26 protein-coding genes are annotated in these 26331 nt (G+C 39.1%); 7 read left to right on the forward strand and 19 right to left on the reverse strand.

All coding sequences use genetic code 11. From position 1 onward, the window contains the following. Window positions 1-33: 33 nt before the first annotated feature. Together AC3WVG_RS01590 and AC3WVG_RS01595 are read right to left on the reverse strand one after the other, a co-directional pair. Window positions 34-372, reverse strand: a complete 339-nt coding sequence (locus tag AC3WVG_RS01590; protein WP_488796427.1) for a hypothetical protein — start codon at window positions 370-372, stop codon at window positions 34-36. A gap of 404 nt (window positions 373-776) precedes the next feature. Further along, complete coding sequence (locus AC3WVG_RS01595) at window positions 777-1718, reverse strand: WD40 repeat domain-containing protein (protein ID WP_488796428.1); 942 nt, start codon at window positions 1716-1718, stop codon at window positions 777-779. 346 nt (window positions 1719-2064) lie between these two features. Between AC3WVG_RS01595 and AC3WVG_RS01600 the strand changes: the two genes are divergently transcribed. Beyond that, window positions 2065-2229: a hypothetical protein gene (locus AC3WVG_RS01600; RefSeq protein ID WP_488796429.1), complete on the forward strand. Its 165-nt coding sequence runs from the start codon at window positions 2065-2067 to the stop codon at window positions 2227-2229. Between the two features lie 261 nt (window positions 2230-2490). Here AC3WVG_RS01600 and AC3WVG_RS01605 read toward each other — a convergent pair whose 3' ends face one another. From AC3WVG_RS01605 to AC3WVG_RS01615, 3 genes are read right to left on the reverse strand one after another with little or no spacing between them, the layout of a single operon-like run. Then, window positions 2491-2796, reverse strand: coding sequence for a hypothetical protein (locus tag AC3WVG_RS01605; protein ID WP_488796430.1), 306 nt, complete (start codon window positions 2794-2796; stop codon window positions 2491-2493). After that, on the reverse strand, window positions 2786-3208 hold the full coding sequence (locus AC3WVG_RS01610; RefSeq protein WP_488796431.1) for a hypothetical protein: 423 nt from the start codon (window positions 3206-3208) through the stop codon (window positions 2786-2788). The genes AC3WVG_RS01605 and AC3WVG_RS01610 overlap by 11 nt, the downstream gene beginning before the upstream one ends. Further along, window positions 3205-3633, reverse strand: coding sequence for a hypothetical protein (locus AC3WVG_RS01615; RefSeq protein WP_488796432.1), 429 nt, complete (start codon window positions 3631-3633; stop codon window positions 3205-3207). Before AC3WVG_RS01615 ends, AC3WVG_RS01610 begins: the two co-directional genes overlap by 4 nt. A 106-nt stretch (window positions 3634-3739) precedes the next feature. Here AC3WVG_RS01615 and AC3WVG_RS01620 point away from each other — a divergent pair, with 106 nt between their 5' ends. After that, window positions 3740-3910: a hypothetical protein gene (locus tag AC3WVG_RS01620; protein WP_488796433.1), complete on the forward strand. Its 171-nt coding sequence runs from the start codon at window positions 3740-3742 to the stop codon at window positions 3908-3910. Window positions 3911-3948: 38 nt separating this feature from the next. On the opposite strand, the gene AC3WVG_RS01625 is transcribed toward AC3WVG_RS01620, so the two are convergent. From AC3WVG_RS01625 to AC3WVG_RS01645, 5 genes are all read right to left on the reverse strand, one after another. After that, the gene (locus tag AC3WVG_RS01625; protein ID WP_488796434.1) at window positions 3949-4335 is read right to left on the reverse strand and encodes a hypothetical protein; all 387 of its coding nucleotides are present in this window, start codon (window positions 4333-4335) and stop codon (window positions 3949-3951) included. After that, on the reverse strand, window positions 4313-4783 hold the full coding sequence (locus AC3WVG_RS01630) for a hypothetical protein (protein ID WP_488796435.1): 471 nt from the start codon (window positions 4781-4783) through the stop codon (window positions 4313-4315). Before AC3WVG_RS01630 ends, AC3WVG_RS01625 begins: the two co-directional genes overlap by 23 nt. A gap of 702 nt (window positions 4784-5485) precedes the next feature. Next, window positions 5486-6244: a hypothetical protein gene (locus tag AC3WVG_RS01635; protein WP_488796436.1), complete on the reverse strand. Its 759-nt coding sequence runs from the start codon at window positions 6242-6244 to the stop codon at window positions 5486-5488. After that, window positions 6232-6747: a metal-dependent hydrolase gene (locus AC3WVG_RS01640; protein ID WP_488796437.1), complete on the reverse strand. Its 516-nt coding sequence runs from the start codon at window positions 6745-6747 to the stop codon at window positions 6232-6234. The genes AC3WVG_RS01635 and AC3WVG_RS01640 overlap by 13 nt, the downstream gene beginning before the upstream one ends. A gap of 16 nt (window positions 6748-6763) precedes the next feature. Next, window positions 6764-7351, reverse strand: coding sequence for a hypothetical protein (locus tag AC3WVG_RS01645; protein WP_488796438.1), 588 nt, complete (start codon window positions 7349-7351; stop codon window positions 6764-6766). Between the two features lie 83 nt (window positions 7352-7434). Here AC3WVG_RS01645 and traF point away from each other — a divergent pair, with 83 nt between their 5' ends. The 3 genes from traF to AC3WVG_RS01660 all read left to right on the forward strand — a co-directional run bounded on the left by traF (window position 7435) and on the right by AC3WVG_RS01660 (window position 10399). Then, window positions 7435-8391 (forward strand): conjugal transfer protein TraF, encoded by a 957-nt coding sequence (gene traF / locus AC3WVG_RS01650; protein WP_488796439.1) that lies wholly within the window; start codon window positions 7435-7437, stop codon window positions 8389-8391. Further along, a complete protein-coding gene (locus tag AC3WVG_RS01655) occupies window positions 8363-9895 on the forward strand; it encodes a conjugal transfer protein TraH (RefSeq protein WP_488796440.1) in 1533 nt (510 codons plus the stop codon). The genes traF and AC3WVG_RS01655 overlap by 29 nt, the downstream gene beginning before the upstream one ends. Window positions 9896-10189: 294 nt before the next feature. Continuing rightward, window positions 10190-10399, forward strand: a complete 210-nt coding sequence (locus AC3WVG_RS01660) for a DUF4113 domain-containing protein (protein WP_488796441.1) — start codon at window positions 10190-10192, stop codon at window positions 10397-10399. A 97-nt stretch (window positions 10400-10496) separates the two neighbouring features. Here the strand turns inward: AC3WVG_RS01660 and AC3WVG_RS01665 are convergent, their stop codons facing one another. Further along, window positions 10497-10955, reverse strand: a complete 459-nt coding sequence (locus AC3WVG_RS01665) for a helix-turn-helix domain-containing protein (RefSeq protein WP_488796442.1) — start codon at window positions 10953-10955, stop codon at window positions 10497-10499. A gap of 792 nt (window positions 10956-11747) precedes the next feature. Here AC3WVG_RS01665 and AC3WVG_RS01670 point away from each other — a divergent pair. Continuing rightward, window positions 11748-12764, forward strand: coding sequence for a GGDEF domain-containing response regulator (locus AC3WVG_RS01670; RefSeq protein ID WP_488796443.1), 1017 nt, complete (start codon window positions 11748-11750; stop codon window positions 12762-12764). Between the two features lie 470 nt (window positions 12765-13234). Here the strand turns inward: AC3WVG_RS01670 and AC3WVG_RS01675 are convergent, their stop codons facing one another. Continuing rightward, window positions 13235-14128 (reverse strand): Rha family transcriptional regulator, encoded by an 894-nt coding sequence (locus tag AC3WVG_RS01675; protein ID WP_488796444.1) that lies wholly within the window; start codon window positions 14126-14128, stop codon window positions 13235-13237. Window positions 14129-14389: 261 nt separating this feature from the next. On the opposite strand from AC3WVG_RS01675, the gene AC3WVG_RS01680 reads away from it, so the two are divergent. Further along, window positions 14390-18121 (forward strand): conjugal transfer protein TraG N-terminal domain-containing protein, encoded by a 3732-nt coding sequence (locus tag AC3WVG_RS01680; protein WP_488796445.1) that lies wholly within the window; start codon window positions 14390-14392, stop codon window positions 18119-18121. 48 nt (window positions 18122-18169) lie between these two features. Here AC3WVG_RS01680 and AC3WVG_RS01685 read toward each other — a convergent pair whose 3' ends face one another. The 7 genes from AC3WVG_RS01685 to AC3WVG_RS01715 all read right to left on the reverse strand — a co-directional run bounded on the left by AC3WVG_RS01685 (window position 18170) and on the right by AC3WVG_RS01715 (window position 25794). Beyond that, a complete protein-coding gene (locus tag AC3WVG_RS01685; RefSeq protein WP_488796446.1) occupies window positions 18170-18388 on the reverse strand; it encodes a hypothetical protein in 219 nt (72 codons plus the stop codon). A 182-nt stretch (window positions 18389-18570) separates the two neighbouring features. Next, window positions 18571-19299, reverse strand: coding sequence for a hypothetical protein (locus AC3WVG_RS01690; protein ID WP_488796447.1), 729 nt, complete (start codon window positions 19297-19299; stop codon window positions 18571-18573). A gap of 90 nt (window positions 19300-19389) precedes the next feature. Then, window positions 19390-21276, reverse strand: coding sequence for an ATP-dependent nuclease (locus tag AC3WVG_RS01695; RefSeq protein WP_488796448.1), 1887 nt, complete (start codon window positions 21274-21276; stop codon window positions 19390-19392). Window positions 21277-21517: 241 nt separating this feature from the next. Further along, on the reverse strand, window positions 21518-22333 hold the full coding sequence (locus tag AC3WVG_RS01700) for a DUF4384 domain-containing protein (RefSeq protein ID WP_488796449.1): 816 nt from the start codon (window positions 22331-22333) through the stop codon (window positions 21518-21520). After that, complete coding sequence (locus AC3WVG_RS01705; RefSeq protein ID WP_488796450.1) at window positions 22309-24072, reverse strand: caspase family protein; 1764 nt, start codon at window positions 24070-24072, stop codon at window positions 22309-22311. Before AC3WVG_RS01705 ends, AC3WVG_RS01700 begins: the two co-directional genes overlap by 25 nt. Continuing rightward, window positions 24069-24572, reverse strand: coding sequence for a DUF3426 domain-containing protein (locus AC3WVG_RS01710; RefSeq protein WP_488796451.1), 504 nt, complete (start codon window positions 24570-24572; stop codon window positions 24069-24071). Before AC3WVG_RS01710 ends, AC3WVG_RS01705 begins: the two co-directional genes overlap by 4 nt. A gap of 145 nt (window positions 24573-24717) precedes the next feature. After that, window positions 24718-25794, reverse strand: coding sequence for an HIRAN domain-containing protein (locus AC3WVG_RS01715; protein WP_488796452.1), 1077 nt, complete (start codon window positions 25792-25794; stop codon window positions 24718-24720). Window positions 25795-26331 lie beyond the last annotated feature (537 nt).

The following is a 26331-nucleotide window of genomic DNA, read 5'->3' on the forward strand; positions in this document are numbered from 1 at the left end:
AGTTTCTATCTCACCTAATTTGCTGTATTTAGCTCAATCTCTATACTGATACCTTACTGCAAAATCAACTAATACACTATTGATTTGAAATATTTCCTTATCACTCAACCCAAAAACGCCAAGCTCTTCCTGAAGGCGATTTAACAACCAGCTTTGATTATGAACTATCCTCCAGTCAACTGTTCTCTTGATTAATAACTTTGAAAATTTTAGATTCTTATGCAAAGGCACAAACTGCCTTTCTAGACCCATGTAAAAAGATATCTCTTCTTCAATTCCATAATCAACTATGCCATTTTCTCCTTTTAAAACTTCTTGTCGCGCCATTTGATTTAATTTGTTCTCAAAATCAATTTTTTTCCTCTTGGTCAAAAAGCATTCTATTCAACGACTTAAGATTTCTGCTTTTGTTAATTTTTTTAAATCAACGTCATATTGGTACCTGACGACACTCTCAAATCAGATAGTCCCCAATATTCTGCATTTGTGAAACGTTTTAAGGTATATTTTATATCCTCATCCCAGGATGCAATCTCCTCTTCTCTGATGCAAAAACATATATCAGTCAATTTTATAGTCATCTATATCATAAGTGCCGTTTTTGAGATTTTCTTCTAATTACTGTTTATGTTGTTGAGCCAGATGAAAAATTTTTTGCTCCAAAGCAGATAATATTTTGTTCAAAAGAGATAACTTTTCAATTTGTTTCTTAGTCAACATAGAAATTTTCTCCTAGTACTTTATCCATTTATCCTTATAACTCTATGTGTCAGCTTTCAGTCTTTTAGGTTCCAGAATTCTATTCCAATACCGCTTGAAACAAGAGTATTTCCATCAGGGCTAAAGGCCAGGGAAATTATACGGGATGCCCCGCTTTTTCCTTTTCGAGATAGAGGACTTTGTAGCCTTCTAATTATTTCCCCCCGCTTTACATGCCAGAAAATGATGTCTCCTTCGCTTGCAGCAACGAGAGTTTTACCATCAGGACTAAAGACTAAAGAGAAGAATTCTTTATCAATCTCTTCAATTTTATTTATTAATTCACCTGTTTTTACATCCCACAAAGTAACTGTTTTATCTCTTCCACCAGAAGCAAAAATTTCACCATCTGGACTAAAAGCCAGACAACGTACCCAATTAGAATGACCTTTTAAATTTCTTATTATTTTGCCATTGCTGGCATTTAAAAATTTTATTGTTCCATCTTCATATCCACAGGCAAGGATTTTTCCATCCGGACTAAAGACTAAATGGAGATAAATATCTCCTTTGATCGACCAGATTCTTATTTTCTCTTTTATGGCCCACATTTCTATCAGATCGCTATATTCTACTCCTTCGCCATCTAACTTTTTCTTCGTTTGTGTGACAACTGCAAGATAATTTCCATTTGGACTAAAAGCTAGAAAAGTGGCCCAATCAAAATCACCTTTGATTGTTTCAATCAATTTACTGGTTTTCACATTCCAAAATTTTATACTCTCACTTCCAGAAACAAGCGTTTTTCCATTAGGGCTAAGTGCTATATGGTGCAACCAGGTAAAGTCTTCTTCAATGGTTTTAATAAGCTTTCGTGTTTTCACATCCCAGAATTTTATCTCTGCATTACTCCCAGAAATGAGAATTTTTCCGTCCGGAGTAAAAATTACAGGATAAACCCAATCAGAATGTTCTATTTGAATGATCGGTTTTACGTTCTTTTCAATTTTATCTCCCATTTTGATCCCTCTGCAAAAATCTTTATTTCTGTTTTATAAGCCTTTCGCCTCATGCTTTTTGTTCTTAACTCTTTACCTTCTTAAATTTTTTAGTTTATTTTCATTTTAAAATTCATCATTTTTTTTTAGAATTCGCTGCCTTTCGTCCTACTTAACGCCAATATGTCCATTTTAACCCTCAATTTTTGCAAAAAATTTCTCATTTTGTTATCCAGACCTAACATGTACATGACTGCTGTGCTGATGAAAGGATAAAACGACAACTGTATCTAGCCAAAGTTTAAAATTCTTCTTCTCTTTTTTTAGGGAGTTAGGGATTATTTATCCTATGAAGAGTAATTGCTTGATGAAAAGGCAGAAACTGTGGATTGCAGGACTTCTTTTACCACAAGGGAGGGCAATTGCCAGAAAATTTGGTCCGTTTTCTAAAGAGCTGGCTACATTACATCAAAATTTTAGAGCCGTAAAAATTAAAAGAAGAACTTTTAAGCCAGACAACGGAGTGGATTGAGTGGCAGGAAGAGGTTACAGAAGCGATGTTAAAAAATGAGGTTTAGGAAGAAAAAAAATTCTTTTGTGGTTTCGACACATATGAGACAAATTAGGTTCCAATTTTTTCTCTGTGTCATCTTTTTAACTGATTCTTTCAGACGATTATTATATCCATATAAAAGTCAAATCCAGCAACTAAAAGTGTAGCGAATATTTTGAAACCTCACACATAAAAAAAGCCCCTTTTTAGGGGCTTTTTGGGGTGTATCTTCTGAAATTTTTACATCAAAAAGCCAAGGCTATTGGTGATCACATTTGCACCTGCCAGTGCTCCGCCACTCAGAAGGCAGAGGATAGCCCGGCCAGCTCCTCCCTGGCCCATTACGGCAGAGTATAAGCCCATGCCGACCAACCCCAGTCCGCCAACATAGCCGATAGGACCTTGTAGAATTTGGTTTACGGCCACATCATAGATTCTGTATGCCAATGTTCCGCTTGCAGGTTCGGTGAAGGCCCACGCTGCGCCAGCAGCCAAAACCAGAATGCCCAGGATATTAAGAATGGCAACAATGTGTTTACGCTTCATTTTTCTCCTCCTTATTTTCCTTTGCATTTTCTTCCTTTTTCGGCTCTTTTGCCTTCTTTGCCTCAGCAATTAAACTTTCAATTTCCTTGATGTACCCACCAATAATTTCTGTAACAGGCTTTACTACGTTATCTATTATTGCCTGCTCAGAGGTCGCTTTAATAAGCTCAAGGTTAAAATTGAGCTTGCGTTCCTGATCTAGCTGATAAAAACGTCTGCACAGCCAGGACAATCTGGCCAGCATGCTTAACATTTCTTGCATTTCAAGCATTGGAGCTACAAGGGCCCCCTTGTGCTTGAGGTACCAGACATTGGCCCGATTGAGCATTTGTATTTTTTGCCATTCATTTAACTTGTTAAATTCTTCCAGCACTTGTCTGACTGCTTCGTTGTTGGATTTTTTTTCTGTCATTTCACCCCCCCTTCCAGGACTTTTTTTACGGCCATGGTTATATTTTCCGTAATATCAGTGCATCCTTTCAGGACTACATTTTTGGCAAGTACGAGGTTGGCATTTTTATAGTTTGCCAGTTCATCACGCACGGCCTTTGTCAATTTCGCTGTATCTTCTGCAGTTACACCGCCTTTCTTTTTAGCATACTCTACCATCGTTTCCGTGATTAGTTTATCAATATCGAGACATGCAACCCTGGATTCTTTTTTTTGGATTTCAGCTTGCATTAGCTTTAAATTGTCAAGCTCAGGCACAACGGTAAACTTATGATAGGCCAACACAAGCACGCCAGCACAAAACCAGCTTAATAATAATATTAAAGGTACATTTGATTTTGCCTTAGTCTTAACTTTTTTTTCTACTTCTTCATGTTTATTTTCCATTCTCTTTCCTCCTAGGCGCCGGAGACCCCGCTCTTCAGAGCGGGGAGGAGACGCCATTGAGTTACCTCCGACTTCTCGCCTTACGGCGGTTAAGGATGCCTCGCCAATGTTAGATGGGCTTGTCATGCCGGCAGCACTGTCCCTACCCCGACAGGACTGTTTAACCGCCAGCGGCAGAGCCTGGAGCTGGCTACGCACCCCAGGGTGCCATGACCCACCTAACGTAGTCCCTAAAGGACTCAGGCTGGTCAACCACGGAGCTGCAAGCTCCACCTAGGGCGGAGTAGTTGACTCTAATCCTCCGGCGTGGGTACTTCAATCAAATTTGAATGGTTGGAGGGAAACGCCATGAGTACAGGCGTTCCCCTGGTTGAGAGTTACCTCAAACTTCTCGGCATATTGGCGGACATCGGCATTTTCCCATTCTTTTTTACCTCCCACTTTTACAACGCATTTTCTTCTTTTTTTTGAGATACGCTTTCCCCATTTAATATATTGCACACAAAATGCTCCTGGCTTGTTAGCGTCCCAGGAGTTGATATAGTTCATCATCCATTGAGTTGATGGTTCCGGCACCAGAATTTTTTTGCACTCAGGACAGATTTTCAGAGGCACGGATTTGAAGATAAAAATTTTATATTTGTTTTGGATACGATATTGTCCTGTTGTGTCTTTGAATTTACATTGATGAATTTTCTCCATTTACTAATTGCTCCAAAGTACTTTTATCAGGGATCATGTTTTGGACTAAAATGAGTGTACGCTTGGCTTTTATTAGCTTTTGCCTAGCCTTTAAGATTTTTTTAATTTTAGTTTCTGTTAGTTGTAATTGTTCTCTACTGGGATTCGACAATTTGTTTTTTAATTGCCAGGGCACTTTCCCAACAGGATATTCTTTCCCCCAGATTTTTTTCTCTGTCCCATCCTTGAGGGTTTTCAGGACATATCGTTTCCAGACCATGTTATGAGGACAAATCTGGCAATTTTTCTTGGAACAATTTTTGGGTTTTAAAACTAGACGCTCTCTCAACTTTTCTGTTTCGGACACAATGAAACAATTTTGCTGGTCCTCATAAAGATGATTGAGATGTTGGCTAGTTAGTTTGATGCGCCGATCCAGTTCATTAAAGATGACCTTAAAGAGCTCCACGATATTGAACCTCCTTTTTTAAGAGACAACGCTTTTTTCTGGACAGACATTGAGTACGGCTTAAGTTGTAGGGGCTAAGGGGCAGGGCTTTTGCTTCTTTCAAGCAAGAAACAAGAAAAGAAAGATATTTTTCTTTTTTTTTCTTTATGTGGACAGAATGGGAGTCCATAGTATGCGATAGCTTTTTGAAGGAATAAAAGTTAATGATGTTTATAGGTTACACATGGAAGGTTTTTTTATTCTGCCCACATTTAATTAAATGTGGACAGAATAGGGTATGGGTGTTCTTTAATATGTGGACAGATTGGTCTTAAAAGCTAAGATTTTTTTCATTTTGAGGGGGTCAGTATGGGAGGAAAACAGCTTTTAGCACATGGGCAATGATAGTATGAAAGTCGAGTAGGTAGAAGGTGGGTAGCGATAGTATGCAACAGGGGAAAATAGTATATGGCTATTGGTGGTGTTATAGACTTCACATCTGAAAGGGGAACTTGGTCTCCCGTGTTTATTGTCTGATTTTTGGCGAGCCTGGGCAAAAGTCTGGAAAGTTTACAAAAGGTTCACAAAAGTTACACAAACAGGCATAAAGAAGAAATTTTACCTCAAAAACGTCAGATCAGGTTCACAAAAGGTTTACAGGGGTTATACTGGCGAATTTGCTCAACTTTTTGAGTTTCCCCCTGCCTTTAGGCATGGGGAGACTCAGAAAATTTGTTTTGCCACAACGCATTTCCCAAATAACATTCCGATACGGGATAATCGTTGCAATTCATCAACCAAGACTATCATATTTTCTTTATCAACAACCAGTTTTTTTCTGTTTTCTATATTAACAATTTCGATTCTCACATCAAAATAATCTTTATACCAACCTGGGGCATCTTCTCTCTTAATACGTTTATTTAATATACTGATTTGCAACGGCAATTCTTTTTGCACAACAATTTTTTGCAGCTTTTCATAAAGTCCAATAAATTCTAAATCTATGTTCCATTCTTCTATTCGTGCAGGCCAAAAAAAGTTGCAGCCCGAAAAATAACATAGATTTTTTGCAATTGCTATTTGAAAAATATCTGAAAGATCTACAAATATTGTATCGTTGATTTTGATACAGGAAACTGTTTGTTTTTGAGACAGATATTTTTCGAGATTGTTTTGAATTTGTTTGAAATGCTCCGGCAACATATCTTTTGCCAGAAGAAACATATCTAGCCAGTTATCATTCTGTACATTATCAACATTTGTCCCGACAATCTCGAATATGTTTACAAATCCCCGGCAGGTTCGGGCATACGAGACGGCAAACTGTTGTTGCCAGAGAAAATCTCCTGTAGGTAAGATATGAAGTTTGTTTGTTAAAATAGAATTGGTTTTTTGGGCCTTTGCAATAAACTGTTCTGTGTTTTCGATCATTTCAGAAATAGTTTCTTTGGTTAAAATTTCTTCTTTTATTGCGTCCATATCAACGCTCTCCAATAATGATAAAATTCTCCCATCAGGATAATTCCCAATATTATAGCCACGATTTGTTCCATTCCGCTGTTCGTCCTGAATGCCCAGGGAAAACGAAAGCGTTTTTTATTGGGCCAAAATAGAGGTACGCCCTCTTTAGTGAGAAAATCTCCCAGGATATGTGAGAAATACCCAAACCCGAAAGCTATATAATACAACGCAAATTTGGGATAAAACCAATAGGCTACAGCCAGACAGATGAAAACAGCCAGGCAGGCAAGCAGGCAATGGGTAGGTCCTCTATGCCTGGTGATAGATGACAAAGACATGGAGACAGGCCAAAGTTTTCTGCCTATCCAGCTGCGGGGATCATCTATATCGGGCAAGAGACTGCCCAGGGCGACCAGCCCCAGGCAGAAAGATTGATCGGACATGGCAAGTCGGTTGCTTAATGCCAGGTTTAGACCAGAGTAAAGGGTTAGCCCAAACAGGATGTGAGTTCGTCCCATCATGGTGAGTTTTTTGCTTCTAGCCAGTAAGGGCCAGGTTGTTTTCAGCAGGACAGGGATAAAAGTCTCCCTGCAGAAACAGACCTATTTCTTTTGCCACATTTTTCAGTGAAGAAATCCCCCAATCTGGCCGAAATTCCTGTTGCCAGGCACAAAAGTTATCCAGAGCTGTTTCACTTTTATGATTAGAAAACGCAGTGAAATTATACCCTGGATATGGATGTATCCGAAACAACAATCCGCCGTAGTTTTGCATCAGCGCTGCTTCTTCAGGGAAACGGACGTCATCTATAATGACTCTATCGTATTGGTCGAGGACTCGCCTCATCTTATCCACAAAGTACAATGGATTTTCCTTTCTTCTTTGATCTCCCCACCATTGAAGAATTTGTCTGACAGACATGGGCGCGTGAGGAAGCTCATCATGCAAAATCAGGGTGTCTTTTGCATGATAGCAGTAAGACAAAGGGAAGTTGAATTTCTGTGAAACTTCCTGTTTCAGAAAATCTCCAAAGGCTATTTTTTTATAGCTTGGAAATTTTTTGAGCAGCATTTTGGCAACCGTGGTCTTGCCTACGCCTATTTTCCCGCTGATCCCAATATACATCGAAAACCTCCTTTCATTTCTTTTCAAGAACAACGCAATTCTGCGTTGTAATAAGTGAGAAGGTCTTTTTTAGGGGGGACTTTATGCGCAAGGTAATTCTGATTTTCGGAGCTTTGTTTTTTTTAGGTTTGGTCTGGACATGCTTTGTGTGGGCGGCCTGGTTTGATGTGCAGGAGAAGCCGGGGACAAAAGGTTACTTCTGGTATGAGGTTGTACAGGAAGAAAACGCCACAAGCCAAACAGTGGCCAATCCTGAGCCGGTGAAGCCGAAGGAAGAGGAAAAGCCGGAAGTGGCCAAAAAAGAAAACAAGCCAGAAGAGTACCCAACTGACATCAAAATTCCCTGGGATAGAGTTTGGACAATGCATCCAAAGGAATTTCAAAAGTTGATAGACGAGGTGCAGGATTTGGCCGTTATGGATCCGTCCAATAAACAGCGAGTAAAAGAGTTATATGCGCTTCAGGCAATAGCCTCAATCAGGGCTAAAAGATTTCAGGAGGCTGTTGAGGAGGTCAGGCAGGAGATGCCGGGACTGGATATGTCAACAAGGAGATCACCGACCCTGGTTGCATCAATGGCTGAGGCAAAGCAACGGATGGATTTGAGGTCTGAGATTGTGCCATTCATGCGTGATAATATGGGCCTTATTTTTTTTCATTCCCCGACATGCGCATATTGCCAGAAACAAAAGTATATCCTTGAAGGTTTTGCGAAAAAATGGGGCTGGCAGCGGTTGCAGATGGTGGATGTGACGGCGGACAGTGATACCGCAGCGAGGTTTGGGGTCCAGATTGTACCGGATATCTGGGTAGTAGGGAAAGTGGGTGACGAAATCAAGGAGAGGCGGATCAAGGCAGGTTTGTCCACCCTGGCGGATCTGGAGCAGGGTCTGATGAAAGCATATTACGACTGGTTTGAGGGTAAAAATTATGAGCGTCCTGATATGGTCGAAGAATTGGTTAGGCCGGAGGATATAATCAGACAGATGCAAGAAAAACAGGAGGGATGCAATGCGCAAGGTTCTTGTAATATTAATTAGTTTTGTCCTGGTGGCTAATGTGGCCCTTGCTGATTGGTTTAGTGATTACACATCCATGATAACATCTGATCCGTCATATTATGAGACACAAAGGCAAGGGTATTTAAGTTTGGGTGGGGCGTCTTATCGTGTGAGAACGCAAAGAACGCCGATTTTGAGTATAACTACTCCAAAGATTCAAGCTGGTTGCGGAGGCATAGACGCTTTTTGGGGCGGTTTAAGTTATATGCAGCCTGAATATTTGGTTCAGGCATTTCAGAATATTATGTCTGCTGCGCCGGCTTTTGCATTTAAAATAGCGTTAAAGGTGCTGTGTCAACAGTGCGATGATGTAATGACTACGCTTGAGAGTATAGCTAACCTGGTTAATCAGATGGCCATGGACGAGTGTGCGGCGGCCAGGGCTTTGGTTAATATGGGAGGCAATTATGTAACAAATAAGTTGCAAGAAATGGGATATTCAGGAGGTCTTCCGGTTGATGATTATTTAGGCGGTGCTCTTAGCACAATTCAGGAAGACGTGAATACAGCAAAAGCCTGGCTGGATGATTTTTATGAAACGGAATTTTGTGGTTTTACTGATGAGGAGCATTCTATCATAGGGGCTTGTAAGGAGTTTGCAAGTTTTGCAGGGGGGCCCAAATCGTTTTGGCAGACTTTGGCAAAGCAGGAAGCGTTGCGAGGGGGTGATGATTCGCCTTTTAAAGGATGTGAAACTAACGGAATTTGTAATTTTTCAACGCTGTTAATGGGTATTTTTGGTGATATTTATATTGGTCCCATGTCGCAGGGGGCAGGTAGTGATAAACGGCAAAAACTTATTCCTGTACTATATATACCCTCTAAAACGCCAATGAAGGTGGCTGACATAGTGAACGGTTTGTTGGAAGGCGGTAGTGATTTTCGTCTGCCTGGTATGTTTTTGCCTTCAGGGGCAACAGGTCCCGGGGATTATACGGATGCTCCTCTTACGGACATAACAAGTTTGCAGTTTGGGCAAAAAGCAGAGGATGCGCTGGCCAAGATAGCAAATGCAATAAGTAGTGGTAGTGCGTCTTATATGGACAGCGAAACGATAGAATTTATAAATCAACAGGTGTTGCCGTTATGGCAAGTGATAAATGTTTTTGCTTATCAGGGTGATGCGGGGATAGCATCTGTGGAAAGTGGCATAATCAAGAAATATGCTGCTGTAAGCAATGCCTATTTCTTTTTGCAAGACGTAGCGAAGCTGGCTTCGACCAATATAGACAAGTATATGAATACATTGGAGAGAGGAAAAGATTATGCAGCTGTGTCCAAAGAAGAATTTCAGGCGGCTGCAAAGACATTAAAAGGCAAGATTAGAGAGTTCAGGCGTGCGCTTACTGTTTATTACCGCAATGTCTTGGAAACTTTTCATAAAGCTCTTGATAACGTAACGAGGATGAGCATGTTGGAGAAAGAAATAACTGCCAGGTTAATGGATCAGTTTGGCTATTCGCCTTTTAAATTTTATAAATAATAAGACCAGGAAGCTGACCTGCGTCTTCAACTTGAGGCCGCAGGTCAGGCCTCCGGCCTCAAAACGAGGTTGGAAGGTCAACCACTATGGCGGGAAGTAAGTCGTCGTTCAAATCAAAAATTTTGACCATTGACAATTTTTTTAGAAATATACCTTCTACTAATTACCCCCGTTTTTAATTGAAAAAGCCCACCTTGTTCTGGAAAAGATTTATTCTTCGGACCATGGTCATAAAAAAGCCGGGATCATGTTCACCTTTGAGCTAAAAACAAGAGGCAAAAGCAGGAACGCTTGATGCATGTTATGGATAGGATAAATGCCGAATGGGGAAAGGGCACTTTGACGGTAGCAGATACCGGCCTGGAAAAGAAATGTTTTTCCCGCCGCTCCCACAGATCTACCCGCCTATACTACGAAATGGGAGGACTTGCCTGTCGTCAGGGTCTAATGAGGTGTGTACCCCGAGAAAATAATCCGCCCTTACCAGAGTGGTCAACTTCGTAGACAACCTTACACTCGAGAACAAGCTCGCACTCTTCGAAAGGTTGGATCAAATTTTTCTTCTCTACAACATCTAAAACTTTTAGCTCCTCATACAACCTCACTCTCTAGAGACTCTCTCTTCAGGGAGATTTGCTTTATTTGTCTTGGCAAGACCTAACAAAAGCATTTTCAGGCCATTTTTAATCTTTCTGGAGTTTATATTGCGGAGCAAAATGAGTATCTGCTTTTCTTCCGGGGACATGGAAAAAAAAGAGGACATAATAGGTTGGGCTGATGATTGATCTAAATCTGGATTGGTATCATTAAATGTTTTCTGTTTATATCCGTGTCTGCAACAAATGTATAACATTTCATCTATATTTATGCCCAGTCCCTGGCCTATCTTTTGCAAAGTAATAATGGTAACATTACGTTGTCCTCTCTCAATTGCGCTGATGTAATTGGGATTTAAACCCACCAATTCCCCCAGTTCCTGCTGGGTCATCCCTGCTTTTCTACGCAAAAATTGTATACCTTCCCCTAACATTCGCAAAATTTCATCGTTTTTTAGATCCATATGCCAATAATATATAATACTTAATTAATTAGTAAATAACATATATATTTATTTGTTTATACACTTTTATGATATTGACAAAAAATAAACTTTTCATATTATCTTATATTTCTGTTTTAAAAAGTCCGAAATTTGGTACTGCTAAACTCTTGATATGATTAGACACTGATGTGCTGAGATTGGCTTTTTAAAGACGCGTCGTGGACGAGAAGAGCAAAAAAGTCAGTTAAGGTGAGTATTAAGCATTGGTTAGAGCTTGTGACCGAATTTTTACTTTAAATTTTGTTGCCACTGCTTTAATAAGATAAATTTTTTTCAAAAAGAAAGATAAATCAATCTTATCTCTTGCCACCATCAATAGATGACTGGGTGCCCAAAATTATATCATCCGTTTTATCTGGGATTATCTTAATGTCATAGACGTAAGTCCATTTTATGACGCCTATTCCCATAAAGAAAAGTCACCTTTTGTTCCAAAAGGTGTTAGTAATTCTTTTCTATGTCAATAGTAAAAGTAAAAGTATTTATTCTTCTAGAAACTTTGTCAAGTCTTGTGAAGATGAGCTGTCTTTTCTTTAGCTCATGAAATCCATACAAGAAAAAATAGATCACCATCCAACTGACTGAACTATCTCTTTGTACGAGAACAACTCACAACTTACGTAAAGAACTTCAGAATTAACAGCTAGCATAAGCACCCCAGGGTAATTTCTGGACTTTTATAAATTGATTATTAAAAAATTGCCACAAAATCTTGGATAATCTTGTTAGTATATTTTTATAAAAAATACAATGCAAATAAAAGATATTAAAAAATTGCTTACTGAACTACCTCAAGAAATTACCGTTTTGGTAGCAGAAGATTCTCCTTTTATTCGTAAATTAATTGTTCGTCTGCTTAAACAATATGGCTTTACCGATGTTGTTGAAGTAGAAGATGGCAAGCAAGCCTGGGAATATTTTCAAAAGAATAAACAAAGGATATCTTTGCTGCTTTTGGACTGGATTATGCCAGAGCTGGATGGCCTTGAGGTGTGTCGCTTGATAAGAAATACTAATGTAGAACATTATGTCTATATCATCTTTCTTTCAGTGATAAAAGAAAAAGAAGAAATTGCTCGATGTCTGGAGGCTGGAGCAGACGATTATATTCTCAAACCCATACATGCAAAAGAGTTTTATGCAAGAATTACGGTTGGATTAAGGATAATTGCCCTTGAAAGAACGCTTCAAGAAACAAATCGCCGTCTGAAAAAAATGGCAACTATGGACAAACTTACAGACCTTTTTAATAGGAGAGCGCTTTTTAATGCATTGGAAAAGGAGTTCTACCGTGCCCTTAGAGAACAAAAGTCATTTCATACTATTATGCTGGATATAGATCATTTTAAGAAGATAAATGATACTTATGGGCATCAGGTAGGGGATGCAGTACTTAAAGAACTTGCCCAACGCCTTAGAAACATATGTCGACCCTATGATGTCATCGGAAGATACGGAGGAGAGGAATTTTTGATTGGATTTATTGACGGAGATAGCAAAGTTGCTATTGAATTTGCCGAAAGACTTTGTGAATTCATAAACCAAAAACCCTTTACTATAGGAAATTTAAGATTGCCAATTACCATAAGTCTTGGTGTGGCCAGTTGTAAACCGGCGGGGAAAATTAAGAAGGCAAAAATTCATGAATTATTGGATGAGTTGCTCAAAAAGACCGATAAGGCCCTTTATGAGGCCAAAAGACAAGGAAGAAACAAGGTAGCGGCAAATCGCGATATTCCTCAAAAAGATGTATCCTATATTTGTTAATTTTTTTGTCTGATAGTGCCTGCCTTTGTGGCACGGGCAACGACTTTGAAGGAGATACAGGAAAGCCTTGGCCCTTGAGGCACACAAATATACATTATGCTAACTTTGTCACAGTGTCAATGGTCAATTAAAGTGTTCCAAAATCAACCAACAATTTTGAGCCACTTCTGGGGTGAAGTAAAGGTCGAATGTCCATAAACTCCTGCTAGAGAGAAAAGGCAGATAGGCACGGTCGTCCACAGAGCCTCTCTCCACAGGCGTAACTTGCGTAATTTGACACTTATGGTTTTTCAAGGTTGGGTAGCCAGGAAAATTTATCAAATCAAAGCTTGGATTGCTAGAGGTTGCAGCCTATTAAAAAAATGTTTCTAAGACCGGAAGCTGACCTGCGTCCTCAAAACGAGCTTGGAATGTAAAAAAGGCAGGCTATAATGCCTGCCTCTATACCTTTCGTTTCTTCCGGGATAATTTTAGTGAGCAAACAATTTTCGCTGTCTGGCCAGGATATTTAACTGATGAATGATAGCTTGCATAAGTCCGCCCATTGAATCAAACATTTCCAGGACAATTCTATTGGCTTCTGATGCCTGCAAATTCCCTACTCTGTCCCACTCCATTTTGCCAACAATCTCATTGGCATAACATTCCATACTCAAAAGAAAATTTCTTGCCTCTTCTCTCAATTCTCCTATCCGCGACTGTACTTCTAGCAAATCAAAATCTTGTATCGCAGGCAAATTGGAGGTGTTTTGTTCAGCCTGCTTTCCTTCTGGCAAAATGCTGCTTCCCATGATCCTGTAATAATTGATGGTATCAATTTGAGTCTGAACAAATCGAATGGCTTCAGGAATACGCTCTTTTGGCAAATCCTCTATGGTCGGGACATTGAGATGCGCCAGTACCTGCCTCCACGCTGCTTTGTAATCCGCTGGTCTCGGTTTGTCGGTAAGCTTGTAAACCCAGACCTGGATCAGCATACGCAGGGCACGGCGGTCATCAGAGGTGGAAGGTTCATCGAGACTCTGTTTTTTGATTTTCTCTTCGAGAAGCTTCTTTTCCATCGCATTGAACGCCTCTATATACTTAATCTTCCACTCCATGGCTCTTTTGCCGGTGAAGCCCATGACGAGTAGGGTGAAGCCGTCGCGAGTCATAAGGTAAACAGGACGTTCTTTACCTTGAACATCTTTGTAAGAGGTGCCCTCAAAATTGAGGGCACGAAAATCGTCAGGAATTTTCAATGATTTAATTGCTCTGATCACATTGTAATGTTTCTTTCCAAAATGTTCCGCTACCTTCAAACTACTCACCATTGGTCGACCATCAACCAAAGAAACCTCTACCTGTTGCAATGCGTTTGTCATAGAACACCTCCGATAATTTGCTAGTTCGCCAAATAAAAAAGCTCCGGTGCTAGCAAACCCTCGGAGAAGGGCCCCAGGCTGTTTAGGGATTTCTCCCCTGGACATTTACCCGGACACCGGAGCTGTTTTGGCGTTGTTAAATTTGAAAAGAACACGCCCACCATAAATTCATCAGGTGGGACCACACATTTCCAGATGAAAACCAAAAAGTTTGATGTTTGTCAGGTTCCGCAGGAGGAAAAGCAAAAAGGAGGATGTTGAATGGCTGATTTGATAGTATACGGATTTAATAATGGTTTTGAGTTAGCGTCTGGATTGACTTCCATTTTACATTTTATGGGAGGCCCTGAATGGGCTGGACTCGCCTATCTTGGTGCATGTCTGGCTGTTGTTATGGGTATATGGGGTAGTAAAGGCGCTGACTATGTTACGCTTTTAAAAGGAATTGCTGCTCCCGCTCTGGTTTATTACGCTATATTGGTGCCAAAGGTGGATGTTCAGATTATTGATGATTTTACACATGAAACATACAATGTGGATGATATTCCCCTTGGCATAGGGCTTTCCTTGCAAGTAACCAGCACGTTGGAAAAATTGATGCGAGAAATGGCAGATGATTATTTGCAGCCGCCTAATGGACCTGAGTTTGCCCAGTGGGATTTCATGGGACACGTAAGAAGTATGGATTTGCTGTTGCAGCAGCAAATATCTTTAAATGATGATCTGTATCATACTGTTGCTGATTATGTACAGAATTGTGTTCTTCACGCTATTGCCAACGGGGACTTGACAGGTTCTACCATTGCAAACAGCCCTAATTTGATGGACACAATGGCATTGGATTATGATGTCTTCTTAACAAAAATCTATTATCCAGATGGAACTGAAAGAATAGATACATGCGCTAATGTTTATGATTATCTGGCCGGAGCTATCACAACTGAAGCCGGTAGCAATGAGACCAATAAGCCGGCAGAAAGGATACGTTCCAGGATTGATAAGAGAGCGGTCAAAAGTGTTGCGGATGTACGGGCTGCTCTTGATAACATGTTTGCCACTATATTTCCTGGTTACCAGAATACAGCACAAAAAGCCTTTGAACAAATGTTCTGGATAAACGGAATAAAAACCAACCTTGCCATTAATAATCCTGAGGCATTGGCTTATTGGTCCCAGGCGTCCGCTGACCAGAGACAGCAGAGTGTCATTGCAGCAATGTCCTATCTGGAGAATTTAAATGATTTTATACCTATGTTGAAGTTGTTCGTAATTTTTTTGTTTCCGTTCATAGGGACTTTGTTTTTGACAATGAGCGGTAAACCTTTTGCCTACTGGTTTTCTGCTTTGTGCTTTGTCACTTTGTGGAGCCCGACTGAGGCAGTTGTTCATGCGGCAGTCAATCATTTTCTAATGGATGAATTGCAAAGATTTAATGTGATGGGGGGCATTACTTATAAAACACATTTATCGATGAATGCCACTTTAATGCAATATGTTGGTCCTGCAGCAATGCTGGCGATGACAATTCCGGGCCTGGCTTCTCTGGTATTGGGCTGGTTGGCTCCAAAAGCTGTGGGGGCGATAGCGGGTCCCTTGATGCTGGGTAGTCATAGATTTGCAACGACTGCCAGTTCTTCGGCTGATCAGAGTCAAGCGGAAACACAAAGACGTGCGCAACAGGAAGAAGAGATGAAGCTGGAAAGAATGTGGAATGAAGCGGCTAATCAATATCAATACTGGCGAAACACTGCAAATATGCGTCATGGCCAGATGACCGGTGTTTTTGGCCAGGTGCCGCAATCCTCTGCGTTTGGTAGTGGCGTAAGCATATTAAGAGGGCCTCATCTGGCTGATCAAAAAATACAAGTGCAGGCTGGAACTCAATATACAAAAGCTGCTCAGGAGTTAAGGAGCGTTAGCGGTTCGTTTACGCAACAGGCTGGGACTAACCTTACGGTGGCGACTTTGACAAGCGATGGTCAACAGGCGGTGGTAACAGCAGCGGAAAATGCTTTCAGAAATGGCACTGCAAGTGAAATGGTAAAGGGTGATAAAGGGGCAGAGTGGGCGTTGCAGTACGCAAATAAGCTAGAAAAAAGTCATAGTTTTGATAATGGTATGAGTAAAGAGGAAGCTTTTTCAATGCTTTCCAGGATAGCAGCGAAAGTGGGTCTTAATATTGCTGGCTCTGGTGGGGGCATAGAAGGAGTTATGAAGCTGGAACAAAAATGGTCTCAAAAAGAGCAGGATTTAATAAAAACTCTGTTTGGCGATACACAAAATCTGGTAAAGAACTTTAAAGAAAACGTGGGTATTGATTATGCAAAAGGTTTGCAGAAACAATTGGGATTACAAACAGGCCAGAATTTCAGTGATAGCGCGATTGCTCAAAAAAATATTAATGACACAGTCAATAGGCTGCGGACATGGACCAAAATGAGGCAGATTGTAAGTTCTATGAGTGATGATTTGCGAGACGTGGCAGGTAACAGTATTTCTACTACAGTAAATATGGCAGAAATTTTTGGCGCGCTGAATGATAGTCATTTTGGAAGTATGCGAAATGTTTTGGAAGAAAGTGGGTTTAATCGGACTCTTGATAAAATTGAAAACGGCATGCTGTCATCTACGACTGAAAAACAGGCTGAATTAAGTTATGAATTTGCCAAGGCAGGTAGAGAGAAACAAATTGACTTTTTGGAAAATTTGAAAAGTTTGCCTGGATTAAGTGATGTAATAAAAAACAAAATTGATATGGCGCTGACCGGCCTAAAAGAGCAGAACCTGGATCAAAAGGTGGCCGAGCTTAGGTCTTTGCGCTCTGCACTGCAAAAAGACACTCCGACTCTTGATGAGGTGGAGGCAAGGCAGAAGGGCATAGAGACAGGTTTAAGGGAGGAGAAGGGACGGATTGAGAAGTCTGCGGAGAAAAAGTTGAATCAGGGCGAGACAGTGAAGGCAAAAGTAAAGAATTTGAAAAGAGATTTGCAAAAAGAAGTTTTTACGCCAGAAAATAGAAATCTGGATGTTCAGCAGGCGATAAAGGACGTGGATGCATGGCATCAGCGGACTAAATTCAATCCGCGGGATCATGTTGGGGAAGTTACAATCGTGGATGGTAAACTAAAAGGAATAAAACTCGGCGCCGGCAACAGCCTGATGAATGTTGTTGTGCGAAGAGGAGACAAAACAGAGCAATACCTTTACAGGGTTGGAGATATGGAATCCCTGAAGGGGATGGCACTAACCACAGAAGAGGCGCAAGCTTTGTCCCAGGGTGTGGCCATGTTGACCCAAAATGGCGAGTTTCAAGGTGGACAGGTAGGCACGACTGGAACTGCAAGGGAGGTCAGCATGGAGGATAGAAAGACCATGGCGGAACGGATTTATGATACGGTGCCGCAGCAAACAAAAGATTTTGTAAATACTTTTAAGCAAGGAGAAATTAATCTTGAGCCTGGCAAAACATTTGAGATGATGAAAGGGCGTTTGGTTGAAAATTTGCGCAATGAGCAGTCGTTGCAAGACGAAATGCACGATAATGTTGCCAAAACTGCAGGCAAGCATTTACCACCACATTACAACGTTGAGGCCATGAAGCAATCCGCGAGGGATGTTCTGGAAGATGCCAACAACCCGACTGTTCGGGACGTGGCCGTTGAAAATGTCCATAAAGCTGCATCAGGGCAAGGGGTATATGGGAATAATGAACCGGAAATTGATTTAAGCAACAGTGCAGGATTGAAATTGTTACAGGAAAAGACACAACCAGAACAACCAGTTCAGACAAGCCAGCCAGTTTACGGTCAGGCTCAACCACAAGACAACCCTATGCAGGCGCAAAATCCGTTTAGGGAATATCGGCAGGAAAGGCCAGGCGGAGACAGGAGCATAGAGGAATATGGGCCAAATGCTGATGATATGGACAGTGTAACTCCTGATACGGGAGATGGAATTGATGTAGAAAAGGCATTTGAGAAAGATGCAGGTTAAACAAAAAAGCCCCCAAATCGGGGGCTTTTATTTTATAGAATTAAATTGTTAATCATCATCATAATCACCACTATAAAGGCCATGATAAATATTGCCTATCCAATCACTATGAAGAGGATTGTAACGCTGATGGTATTTAGATTCATGGGCATATTTTTTCAACTCTCTAGCCTGTTTTATAAAATCTTCACCTCTACCATCCGCAAAATACCAATAGATATTTATAGCGGCGGCAAATAATAATGCAAGTGCAACAAAAGTTACCATTGTTCGACCTTCCTGTTAGGAGTTTGAAAATGTATAGTTATTGCATAATTTATATATAACACAAATTTTAAATAAAGGTCAAGGCTTATCCTCAATTCGTCGCAAGATCCTTTTCTCCAGGGAGGATTCGCAGACCAGGGTGGTGAGGGGTGGGAGGGAAAAACCAACTCGCCTTTACCCGATTAGGCAATTTTTCTACATAATCCTTTTATTTCAGGACAATCCAGTAAAAAAGGCTTTATCCCTTTTAATGTATCAGGTATCCATAAAAACCTATATTCTTTTTGCTTACTATACTTATCTTTTGGCTTAACGAAGCCTATTGGTCCAGGCGGTCGCTCTAAACCAGTATAACTTCTATCTCGATATATCACTGGACCAGCAGCTGCCTCTCTATAGCTCACCACGCTTTCCAGTCTCTTAGAGACAGCAATAAAGAACTTTTTAGGATCAGCAATTTCTACGCAGTGTTTACCAAAAGTCTCACTTAGATTATCAGGTGAAAACTGGGTCGTTGTACACAGTACATACGCATTTGGAAGCGAAGTAACGTTCGTACAGTTACTTAGAGTTATATTGTTACAGCCGGGGCCAATGTGAATTCCGCTACGCCTCGCTACTTCAACGAATTCAGGGTTATCACTACCACCAACAGCATGCCCAGAATTATAAACCTCGTGCGCTTCTTCTGGATCTCCTTGCTCGGGATCTTCATAAGCTCTGCATCTCTCTAGCGTACTTATCCAAACTTTGCCAGAAGTTAACGCATCAGCCTGCGACTTTTTCGGAAAAAATCTATAAACCGAGCTATGGTGTTCGGATAGAAGTACTAGGTTTTTAATCGATTCATCAACAAGGCCGAGAGCTCTAAGCTTCTTCCTCTCTCTTTTTAATCTACTTTTTCTCCCCATGTAGACCCTCTTTGTGGCTAACTATAAGCTCGCCTGCCGCTATGGAGCGCAGCGAAATTGCCGTCCACTGCACCGACTTGTTGGGGTATTTTATTTATGATTTATCACAATAGAACTTGTGTCGTGCTCCCACGCTAAAATACTTTCAATGATCGCTAAAATATTGTGATGATACTCCTCGATATCCAGATCATCATATTTCAAATATGATGCCGCGACCTTTCCTTCTTTTTTGGCTTGTGATTTTGATACATCAATAACTGTTTCTAATTCAGGATTGATTTGAATTATTTTTCCAACTCTGTCATCAAGGGCTCTCTGAATGAATCTATTTTCGTGAAACATTCGAAGTTGTTGTTTTTCTTTATCAGTTTTCTCTGGTTTATCTTCTGGAAAATCTATTGGGTCAACATCATGAATCACAATATAGGGAATTGAAAACTTATTTAGAACCCTCATAAAAATATGTAAATTTGTTTTGCCACCACATTCTATCACTGAAATATTCTTTGCAGAAAAATCATATTTTTTATCTTTCATGGCAAGCCGTGATGCCCAGAAGGGAATTATAAATTTCTCCGTATCTCCTTCTACGAGCACCACTTGTTTGCTAAAGAACAATTCGCTTCGTGATAAATCAAAAAGGCTCAAATAACGAAATACTTTTTTTAGTCTTTTCTTGTCTTTTGGCTCTTCTGCTTCGAAAATATCTCCCTTATATTGAAATGCTGTACATGGCTCATTATTATCTCTTCTCAAAATGACAATATTTTTATAGTCAAACATATTTGCAAAGAAATTGGAGTGGGTACAAAATATCACTTGATCATGCGCACTTATATTTTCAAGAACATTGAGCATTTTTCTTTGGCCATTAGGGTGAAGACATAACTCTGGTTCTTCAATTCCTAATATGAAATTTTTATAAGTCTTATTTTCACCGTCAGCAATAGCATTTAATGTTTTTGCATATGCCCTTATATAGGCAAAGACTAAAGCTCTCTGAAGTCCATGACCTTTTGACTCAATTGACGTAGATAAAGAGTCATTCAAACTAATTTTTGTATCCTTGAACAAGTCTAATAACTCAGGAGTAATAATCTCAATTTCAACCTTGCTGTTTGGAATATTTTCACTAATTATATCTGATAAATTTTTTTCCAGTTCTTTGATTTCTTGAAGACGATTTGTATCATCTCCATCTTCACCTCTATTAAGGTATTTCTCTAATCCATCAAGCTGTTGTTTTACTTCTTCAAACTTAGGATTTTTACTTATTATACGGTTGGTAAGATCACTTATCAATTTACCAAAGATCGTCTGCTGGGTTGTCTTTGATTCATCGTTTGCGTCTCTAATAGCAGGAACAAAATAAAAACGAGGTAATAAGCTTGAGAAATTTTCTTTCAACCCTCCGGGATTTTTTAACCAATCAGGTGTTCCAAACTGTACTTGGCCCGCCTCTATATGCTTACGAACTCCTTCTTTATATGACTGTTGGGTAACATTTCCTTTTTCATTAAAAAAATATTTAGGTAATTTAAACTGTTTGACTATTTTTTTTATGTTGCTTTTGAAATCATCGAATTGAGATAAATCGAAATGCTGTTCAACTGGTTTCTTTTGCCAACCATATAATTGCATTGAATATTTATTGGTCTCTGCATTAAATTTAACAACTTTCTTTATACGGACAGCATCGTTGCATATCCAATGCTTTATATATTTTTGTTTTTTTTCATCGTCCGTTAATCGGTCAAATGTGAGAGCAATTTCTATAGGTTTTGTTTGATCTTTAAAAAAGAAATACTCTTCATTTACAGGTCGAACCGATTCAAGATAGAATAGTTCAATTGCCTTTAATATACTTGATTTTCCGGAATTATTTTCTCCAATAATACTTGTTAATTCCCCAATATCTATTTCAACGTGCTCTATAGAACGGAAATTCCAAATTTCTAGTTTAGATAGTTTCATTTTCGCTCACCTTAAAATCTCAACGAGCCTGTAGAAAAACCTTTTTTCAGGGCTTTGTTTATACAGATTTTGACTTTTGTCCGTCCTGGCCAGTCCAAGTTGCCGCCATCAAGAATTCATTCTTTTGCAACTAATAGATGGATTTTTGTTGGTTTTGTTTTCAAACAACCTTCCTCACCATTGCAATTCCTTCTGCAAAAGTTAAGTGGGGCCACCTTTATCTAATGCTTGGATAATTCAATTACTTGTGTACATTATAAGAAAGTATTATCTCTGTTAAACTGTTTGCTATATCAGCATATAACTTGAAAAATTCCGGAACGGAGTATAATTTCTCACATTGAAAATGTTTGGTAAATGGTGAAATCTTTTCCTTGACATGACTGGCAGCTATCAAAAAGGCCTCTGTGTCTTGTTTATGTTTTTTTAAAGGAAACATTTTCAGTATAACGCCGCTATCAGCAGAAGGAAACAAAAAATTTTTGTTAGCGTAAATCACTTGTGCTGTCGTGTAATTGTTAGGATAAAGCATTTCGATTTTATCATCTGCACGGATGTTAAAAACCGCAACATAAGCATCTTCTGATGTCGTTATTTTTATAACAGCGTGCTCCCCAGATGCAAATATCTGTTTATTTAGGGAAGCCTGCAATGAGATGGGTGGATTGTTTTTCTGAGGCACATTCACATCTGCTTTTATCTGTACCAGATACATGGGAATAGGAGGAATTTTGGGGTCTGACTGAAACTGTTCTAAAGGCAACCATTTTATTTCTTCAGCAATAATAAAGCCACGAGTAAAGGTCTTAATAAAATCTCCGGCCAGCATATTATTACAGACAAGTGTTGATCCAAGTAGCTTTATACCTGCTGCCTGTTCAATGGCATCGGCCCGTGCCCGTTGCAGGGCTAAAAATTGTCCTTCTTCCGCTGTAATACCTACAACCGCTGCTTCACCTCTGCCTAATATGCCCTTTATCACTCTGGCTTGAGCAGAAAGAACAACAACAAATAATAAAACAACAAAAGAGATTATCTTAACCTGACCAATACCCATGAATTATCTCCTATCACAACTGGTGTTTGCTCTTTGCCTGCTAGTCTTCTGGCCCAATAAGGGACTTTTTCTTGAAGGTATGTCTTTAGTTCCCCAACAGTTATTTTTTTATCCCTGTTTTTGTCTGCTTCACCATTTAGTCCATATAAAAAGTAATAGGTAAACAATGAATGCTTTTTGGCCGGATACCAGCAACTAACTTGGCTCTGAGCAGCACTGGTAAATATCACTGTATTTTTAATTCCGCGAACAGAATTGACCTGTTTTAACATACCAGGGCTAACATTCTTAAGGAGAAAACCTTTTGGAGATGCGCCGGAAAAACAGGCATCCAGTACCACAGTAATCTTTCGAGCAGGTAATTTTACCAAGTTGTTATAAAATTCGTTTAGGGAATAACCTGTTGTAGAAATGTAATCGGGATCAGCATCTATAGGCATAAGGTAGGCGCATCTATCCTTCAAGTCTGGTGCACCATGACCAGTATAATAAATAAAGATATCTGATTTGCTAGGTTTTAACCAATTGTAAAGTTGGCCTTTGGGGTTTTCTCTGGTACCAAAAATTTTTTCAAGTCTAGCTTTTGTCGCGTCCTGAACATATATAATGTTTTCAGGGAGAAAACCAAGCAAGGAAATAGCATATTTTTTCATTGTTGTCGCATCTCTGAGCGCAAAGTCTACATCAGGCACGCCAAAGCCAGAGTGAGAGTAATTTTTATTGCCAATGATGACAGCTATATCATCTGAATGATATGTTTTTTTTCCAATTGCTGTATCTCTGGTAGTTTTCTTTTTTAAAATTCGTCTAGCAGTCGGCCAGCTATCTTCCTCGGTACTTTCTCCAATTGACCTTTCTCTGGGAATACCATAAGCAGACATACTGTTAGGCGAGGTTACTTCTTTTATAAACTCTTCAAATTCTTCTGGCGTGAACGGCCCTAGCATGGTTTCTTCTTTTTTGTTTAGTTTATTCTTCGTTCCATATTTTTTTTTGGAAAGGACAGAAAAAATTCTTTCTTTTGCTTCCAGCGAATCATTTTTTCCTATGTTTACATCTTGTACGATGGCTTCCATTGCTACATCATAAGTTGCCCTAACTCTCTCATTATTCGGATATTTATTTTTTAACTTTTCAGCCAATGCTATGGCCTTCGACAATTTGCCAGCAGCTATATAAGCGTGAATAATGGTATCTTGGATAGCTGGAGAAGAAGGCTTTTGTTTGAGTGCTCTTTTTGCATATTTAATTGCTTGTTCTGGATTAGAACCATTTTTTATCATTATCCAAGCTAACAGATTTAGCCAATCTGCATTTATATCATCATTTATATCATTTTTTATCACTGCTCTTTTTAAATATTTCTCAGCCTCTATATAGTTGCCAAATTGATAATATGCGAACCCCAGATTAAAATTTAAATTGGTATCATTCGGGCATAACTTTTGAGCTTTTATAAGATATTTTAAGATTTGACGGCGCTGTAAATCAAATTCTAAATCAACAGGTTCTAAAGAATTTGGATCAATGCCCTGTTGTATTGGCTTGGTACGATCATTCTCCGTGAAATGCTGTTGAAATTGAGCAATATCTTCTTTCAATCTTAAATATTTTTCAATTCCTTTATCTGATAGCTTTATGGCTAGAGAACATGCATCATTCTCTGCACTTACTATCCTGATACTAATAAAAAATAATATGTTTAGTAGGAATAAGCAAAGAGAAAAGTATCTATTCATTTCACCTCCTTAACGTCAATGACCTCCAGACCAAACTCTTGCACATTTTCTGGCGGTGCGTAAAAAATAACCATGAAAGGCGTTGAGCCGCCCGGCTTGATAGAAATGTTATTGGTCAAAATACCAAGCTTGGCATTAAGTGACGCTTCAATCTCTTCCTGAGTTAATACCTGTAGTTGAAACAGGGAAACAGTATTTCCACAATAAAAATTTTTTGACTTGAATATTTTACCATGATCATCATAGAGAGTGGCCCTTAACTTAATAAATTTTGTAGTCTTATTAAATCTGTTTACAGCTTTACCTTCAACAACAAATATGTTGCCGATCTTTTCATTGGTCACAAAATACTGGCGCACATGTTCAAGGGAAATATTTTCAACGAGAAAATTTTGTAAATTTTTTGATACAAAGAACAAATCATTTGATACATAAGAATTTGCCTCGGCAGTTAAAATAATCAAAAAAGATAGAGATAATATCCATACTTTTACATACATGTCCGTTATCTCCGTTAAGCTAATTTGTTATTCTATCCGATAATCTTGATGAACCGCCCTGTGCATACCTGCACGCAGGGTGATGTGGAGATGGGGGAGAAAAAATCCCCGGCTATCCGATTGGGGCGGTTCTATAACTGCATAACTAATTTAATGAACTTTCAAGAATTTTTGTTGTAATTTTGTTCAAAACCTCTTCTAAATTTCTTTTAATATAATAATTAGTTACTCGAATTAGAGAAATTCCATTTCTAAGAACAAGATTATCCTTTTCATGATCCTTTTCAATAATTCTTTTTCTTCTATGGATAACTCCATCAACTTCAATAATCCATAATTTATTAGTCTGCGGCACAGCAACGATCAAATCAAAGGAATAATCATTAATAGTTATTTGACGATAGACTGGAAATGATAGTTTTAGGTTTTCATATAAGACCTGCTCATATGATGTTATATAGCCATCTTTTATCATCTCGTCTATTTTTATTTCTGTTTTTATGACTATGCCATGTTTTCTAAAGCATTGCTCAATTTGTTTACTATAAATGTATGATTGATATTCTTCCTTATATTTATATCCAGAAATCTTTTTTATTAATGCTTCTCTTAGTTTATTTTGTTCTCTAGCTATGTGGCATAATGTCATCCATTCACGGCGTTTCTCTTGAGTAAATTTAGCTAGAGTATAAGAAAACAATCTTTTCCAAAAAGGAACCTCCATCTTATAAAGTTTCTGGTAATCTGGTTCTTTCGGTTCTTTTACTTTTTTGGGAATATCTTTTACATCTTCAAGGAACGACTCCCAGGAAGGCTTTTGCCCTACAAAAATTTTTATTGGATGCGGGGTGACCATATATCGGATAACATCGATCTTGCCAGCTACGAATTCTCCTAATTCTTGATCTGCACTTCTATGATTGTAATTTTCTAAGAGGGATATTGATAAAATAATACCATAATTTTTATATGCACTACCTCCGACAATGGCTTTAACTTTAGCTTTTAAAGTAACACCATCAGCTATTTTCTGCGCCAAAAAGGTACTTAGAGTTCTTTTTATGTATCCAACATGTTTGCCATCTATTATAACCTTTAATGCATTACTGTCATGAGGATTCTCAGGCTCTGGCACAATTTCAACCTTTGAAGATGGTGAGATTGATGAAAAATCAACATCGTAGAAGGTAACACCAGCTACATTTGTTTCAAATTTTGCCATTTATCACACCACTCAAAGTCTATTGTAATCCGGACTTTTTATTGCCCAACGAGCCTGTAGAAAAATCTTTTTTCAGGGCTTGTTTATACAAATTTTGACTTTTGTTCGTCCTAACAGGTTCAAATTGCCGCTATCACCAATTCATTTTTTTGCAGCTGATACATGGACCGGCTTGTTCAGGTTGTTTTGTTCCCGGATAACCTTTCCGATATCTCAATATTCATTTTATGCAAATACCATCATAAAATCAGCCCATTACGCAAAGCCAGTTCGGTAACGATGAATCTTCTTAAAACAGTGAACTATGCACAGCTTCCATTGAATATCCACCTTGATTACCCGACCAGACAGCGAATCTATCTTCCGTTTCATCTCGACAACATAACGGTAATCTTGATGAAACGGACTGTGCGGGCCCGCACGCAGGGTGTTGTGGGGGCTGGGGGAGAAAGACCCCCAGCTACCCGATTAGCCATTTAACAATTGTTGTTTTTCCTCAACATGAGGCAATTTATTAAATAAATAATTTAATAAAAT

The sequence above is a fragment of the Desulfovulcanus sp. genome (assembly GCF_982781345.1).